The 4,752-nt window shown below is 72.3% G+C and carries 4 protein-coding genes; 2 read left to right on the top strand and 2 right to left on the bottom strand.

The annotated features are described in order from the left end of the window. Together VF697_RS15440 and VF697_RS15445 are read left to right on the top strand one after the other, a co-directional pair. Positions 1–472: helix-turn-helix domain-containing protein (locus VF697_RS15440; RefSeq protein WP_331095677.1), on the top strand; the 472-nt coding region annotated here is incomplete at its 5' end. A gap of 47 nt (positions 473–519) precedes the next feature. Further along, complete coding sequence (locus tag VF697_RS15445; RefSeq protein ID WP_331095678.1) at positions 520–1,380, top strand: DUF3014 domain-containing protein; 861 nt, start codon at positions 520–522, stop codon at positions 1,378–1,380. 6 nt (positions 1,381–1,386) lie between these two features. Here VF697_RS15445 and VF697_RS15450 read toward each other — a convergent pair whose 3' ends face one another. Further along, complete coding sequence (locus VF697_RS15450) at positions 1,387–2,190, bottom strand: GNAT family N-acetyltransferase (protein WP_331095680.1); 804 nt, start codon at positions 2,188–2,190, stop codon at positions 1,387–1,389. A 9-nt stretch (positions 2,191–2,199) separates the two neighbouring features. Further along, positions 2,200–4,596, bottom strand: coding sequence for a transglycosylase SLT domain-containing protein (locus tag VF697_RS15455; protein ID WP_331095682.1), 2,397 nt, complete (start codon positions 4,594–4,596; stop codon positions 2,200–2,202). Positions 4,597–4,752 lie beyond the last annotated feature (156 nt).

Raw genomic sequence — 4,752 nt, forward strand, 5'->3', positions numbered from 1 at the left:
CGAGCGGCTGGAGGACCTGCCCCCGCTCTGCACGTTCCTCCTGGAGGAGCAGGCGGGGCGCACCGGGCGGCGGGGGATGAAGGTGACGCCGGAGGGGCTGGCGCGGCTGGGGGCGTATGACTGGCCGGGCAACATCCGCGAGCTGGCCAACGCGCTGGAGCGGGCCACCATCCTGTCGCGCAAACCGGAGCTGGGCGCCGAGGCGTTCGACCTGCCCATTCGCGTGCCGGGGATGAAGGTGCTGGTGGAGGCTCCGCCGCTGGTCGAGGGCGCGGTGCCCACGCTGGAGGAGGTGCAGCGCCAGCACATCCTGCGTGTGCTGACGCTGACGCAGGGCCGCATCTACGGCCCGGGTGGCGCGGCGGCGCTGTTGGGTCTCAAACCCTCCACGCTGCAGAGCCGGATGAAGAAGCTGGGTATCACCCGCTTGGAGCAGTACGTGGCGGCGACTCCCCCCCCAGCTGGGAAATAGTCCGGGGGTCGAGTCGTTCCACCCGACACACCCTTCCTGGAGGAGTCATGAGCGACCCGCAGCAGCCTCGAGGCACACCCGCTGGCGAACCTGTCGGCGCACCTCCGCCTCCCCCTGCGTCCCCGCGCAATCGCGTCCTCGTGGCCGCTGGTGGCCTCCTCGCGGCGGTGGGCGTCCTGGTGCTCGTCGTCTATCTCCTGCGGGGCGGCGAGGAGCCGGCCGCTCCGGCCCCGCCCGCCGCCCCGCCCGTCGCCGCGGCTCCGGCTCCTTCCACCGACGAGGCGTCCGAGCCCCGCGACCCGAGCCTGCCGGCACTGGGCCAGAGCGACGTTCGCGTGCGCGAGCTCGTGGGCCCGCTGTCTCCCGAGTCCGAGCTGCAAAAGTGGCTCGCCTCCACCGAGGACCTCGTCCGGCGCTTCACCTCGGCCATCGGCAACATCGCCGAGGGCGAGAGCCCTCGCGCCGCGCTCGCGTTCATGGCGCCCCAGGGGGCCTTCCAGGTCGTCGAGCGCGACGGCCGCACCGTCATCGCCCCCGAGAGCTTCGCCCGCTATGACACCGTGACGCGCGTCCTCACCTCGCTCGACACGCAGGCCAGCGCGCGGACGTACAAGACCCTCAAGCCGCTCATCAACGAGGCGTACAAGGAGATCCGCCGCCCTGGCCAGCGCTTCGACCAGACGCTCGCCAACGCCATCCAGAAGCTGCTCGACACGCCGGTGCCCGAGGGGGACCTGGAGGTGGTGGACACGCCGGGCGTCCTCTACACCTATGCGGCCCCGGAGCTGGAGCAGCTCAGCGCCGCCCAGAAGCACCTGCTGCGCATGGGGCCCACCAACGCCCGCGCCCTCCAGACGAAGCTGCGTGAATTGCAGGGCGCGCTCGCGCTGCCCACCGCCAGCCGCTGAGCCGGCTCACCGGCCCGGAGGCGCGGCCATGTAGAAGTGGAAGCGCGTCACGGGCCGGTAGCCCATGCGGCGGTACACGGGGAGGCCCGCCGGCGTGGCGTGCAGCACCGTGCGCTCGATTCCCCAGGCGCGCCTGGCCTCGTCGAGCGCCCGGCGCATGACGGCCTCGGCGCAGCCGAGCTGCCGGTGCGCGGGCAGGGTGGCCACCATCGAGATGTAGGCCACCTCGTCCACCCGGAGGACGGCCGCGGTGCTGGCGGCCTCCCCCTGGCGGAAGCCGACGTAGCCCTTGCTGTCACCCGCGAAGAGGGCCGGCACGTCGAAGGCCTCGCGCCCCACCTCGAGCGGCATGTCGTAGCAGCGGGCATTGAGGTCCGCGAGGAGGCTCCGCCCGGCCGAGTCCGTCGCCTGGCGGATCTCCAGCGTCGGCAGGGGCCGCAGGGCGGGCGCGAGGCGCTCGGCCACCATGCCCGTGGCCACCAGGGACAGCTTCAGCCCGTGGCCGGCGAAGAGCTCCCCGGCCCGGGTCCTCAGGCGCGGGGGCACCCAGTCCTCACACAGGGCGAGCATCCAGCCTCGCCCCCGGGGCACGAAGTAGCTCGCGGCGGCGGCCGCCGCCCGCTCCAGCGCCTCCTCCGTCCCCACGGGGGAGGGGAGGAAGGCCGCGTTCATCATGGACCAGGAGACGTTGCTCGAGGCGATGGAGACCTCGGGCAGCTCCAGCACCTCACCGGCGCGGCTGCTCCGGGCGAAGAAGCGCCAGGAGCCTTGGAGCTGGGTATTGGACTCGTGGAGCTCGTCGAGGGACATGGATGCGGGCTAGCGAGAGCCCGCATTATTGGAGCCGCGCTCCCCGAAGGCCAGCGTGGGGAAGGGACCCGAGGCGTAGAGGAGCTGGTAGGTCGCCGCGCTGCCGAGCACGCGCTTGACGTAGTGGCGCGTCTCCTCCACCGGAATCTGCTCCACCCACTCGTCCAGCTCGGCATCGGGGAAGCGCGACAGCCAGCGGTCCACCGCGCCGGGGCCGGCGTTGTAGCTGGCCACCGCGTAGGCCGGGTTGCCCGCGAAGCGCCGCTGCAGGCTGCCCAGGTACGCCGAGCCGAGGCGGATGTTCTCATGCGGCTGGAGCAGCGCCGTGGACGTGTCCAGCGGCACGTTGAGCTGGCGGGCCACCGCGAAGGCCGTCTGCGGCATGAGCTGCGCGAGCCCCAGGGCACCGGTGGGCGAGCGCGCGTTGGGATTGAAGGCGCTCTCCTCGCGGATGAGGGCCTGCATGAGGTCCGGATTCACCCGCGCCGCCCGGCTGTGCCGCACCACCAGGTCCCGGAAGCTGTGCGGGTAGGCCGCCGAGTAGATGAGGCGCGTCTCGGCCTCGGTGGGCGCCGCCAGCCCCTCGCGCCGCAGGGCCCAGGCGATGGAGCGCGCATAGCGCTCGTAGCCGGAGGTGTGGAGGATGTGGAAGAGGAGGCGGATGGACTCCTCGTTGCGGCCCCTGCGGTCCACCGCGAGCAGCTCCGCGGGCGCCTCCCGGTGCTCCAGCCGCATCAGCTCGATGCCCGTGAGGAAGTGCGGATCCTGCGCGAGGTTGCCCGCGTCCAGCGGCCACACCTCGGTGGGGCTCGTGGGCGTCTTGAGCCGCGTGGTGATGGCGCGGGCCCGCTCCGGGGCCTCGTGCGTCAGGCGCGAGCGCGCCAGCAGCCCGTACCACGTGGCCGCCCCCTCGGCCGCTACCCGCTCCATGAGCGAGTGGGCCTCCTCGGCGCGGCCCAGCGTCAGCAGCGTGCGCGAGCGCCAGTAGCGGGCGCGCTGCACCGACTCGTGCGTGGAGCCCATGCCCTGGAGCGCCTCGATGCGGGAGAGCGCCTCGAGCGCCGCGTCACTCTGCCCCTCGGCGCGGTACACCCAGAAGCGCTGGAAGAGGGCCTCGGACGCGAAGTTGCTCGTCGGGTAGTGGGCGATGAGCCGGTCGAGGTAGCCCATGGCCGCGGCCTTCTCCCCGCGCTCCAGCGCCTTGTGCGCCGCGTAGAAGAGCGCGTCATCCGCGTAGGCGTGCTGCGGGTACTCCTGCGCCAGCTTCAGGTAGGTGCCGATGGAGGACTCCGGCTCCACCACCGACTCCGAGTAGCCCAGCACGTACAGCGCGCGGGGGCGCAGCGCGGCGTCCTGGCACTGCTCGATGACGGGCCGCAGCGCGCGGATGGCCAGCGAGTGCTTGCGCTCCTTGCGCCAGGCGGTGCCGTACGCGAACTGCGCGCGGCAGGCGAGCGGGTCCGGCAGCTCCATCTTCGGCAGCAGCTTCTCCAGCAGGTCCAACGCCTCGCGGTTGTGGTGCAGCGAGAGCAGCGTCTCGGCGCGCGCCACCTTCCACTTGGGCACGTAGGGCAGGTCCCTCAGGCCCTTCACGGCCGCGGAGACCTCCTTGGAGAAGGGGTGCAGCGCCCACACCGCGAGGTGCGCGCGGTGCTCGCCGTTGTAGTCGGCCTGGTAGCGCGCCAGCCGGGCGATGGTCAGCCACGCCTCGGCCTGGGCGGGGTTGTTGGGCTTGGGCGACTCCGTCTGGACGATGGGCGTGAGCGCCGCCACGGCCCCGGCGTAGTCCTGCTTCTTCTTCTCGAGGATGTAGGCCATGCCGAAGCGGGCCTCCTCGTAGCGACGCGCGCCGGGAGACACGGCGGCGTACTGCTGGATGGCCTCGGTCCACTTGCGCATCCGCTCATAGGCGCGCGCCGACTCGAAGTGGCAGTAGTCGCGCAGGGGCGGGTGGGCCTCGGCCAGCGCCGCGAGCTCCTCGGCGCCCGTGAGCCACTGGCCCATGCGCAGGGCGCTCATCGCCCGGAGGTAGCGCACCGGCGGGGTGGCCTCCTGGGTCTCCAGCAACTGGCGCGCGACGCGGTAGCGGCCCCGGTCATACGCGGCCTTGGCCTTGGCCAGCTCGCCCTCGGCGAAATAGGAGGTGAGATCGGCGCGCTCGAACTTGCGCACCCAGCGGCGCTCGCCGGGGGCCACGGGCTCCGTCGGTCCAATGGTGAACTCGGGCGGGGCCTCCTCACTGTCATTGTCCAGCGACGAGTCGAGCTGGTGCCGGGACGAGGCGCTCTCGGCGAGGTTGGAGATGTCTCCCTCCTTCGAGGCCGCGCTCGGGGTGGTGGGGGCCGGAGCCGGTGACTCGGCCCAGGCGGGCGCCACCCAGAGGGCGGCCACCAGGGGCCACTTCATGAGTGGACCCGTGTGCCGCAGGATGCCTCGGAGCGTCGCGTGTTCCAGTCCCACAACCATCCCCCTTGTTCGAGGCACGCACTTCGCGTGAGGCCGTAGAACTAGGAATGGCTCATCGGCACCGGGAGTGTGGGAGCGTGGCGCTATCCGCGCTTG

It is taken from the genome of Archangium sp. (assembly GCF_036388035.1).
In the GTDB taxonomy this organism is placed as follows: Bacteria; Myxococcota; Myxococcia; order Myxococcales; family Myxococcaceae; genus Archangium.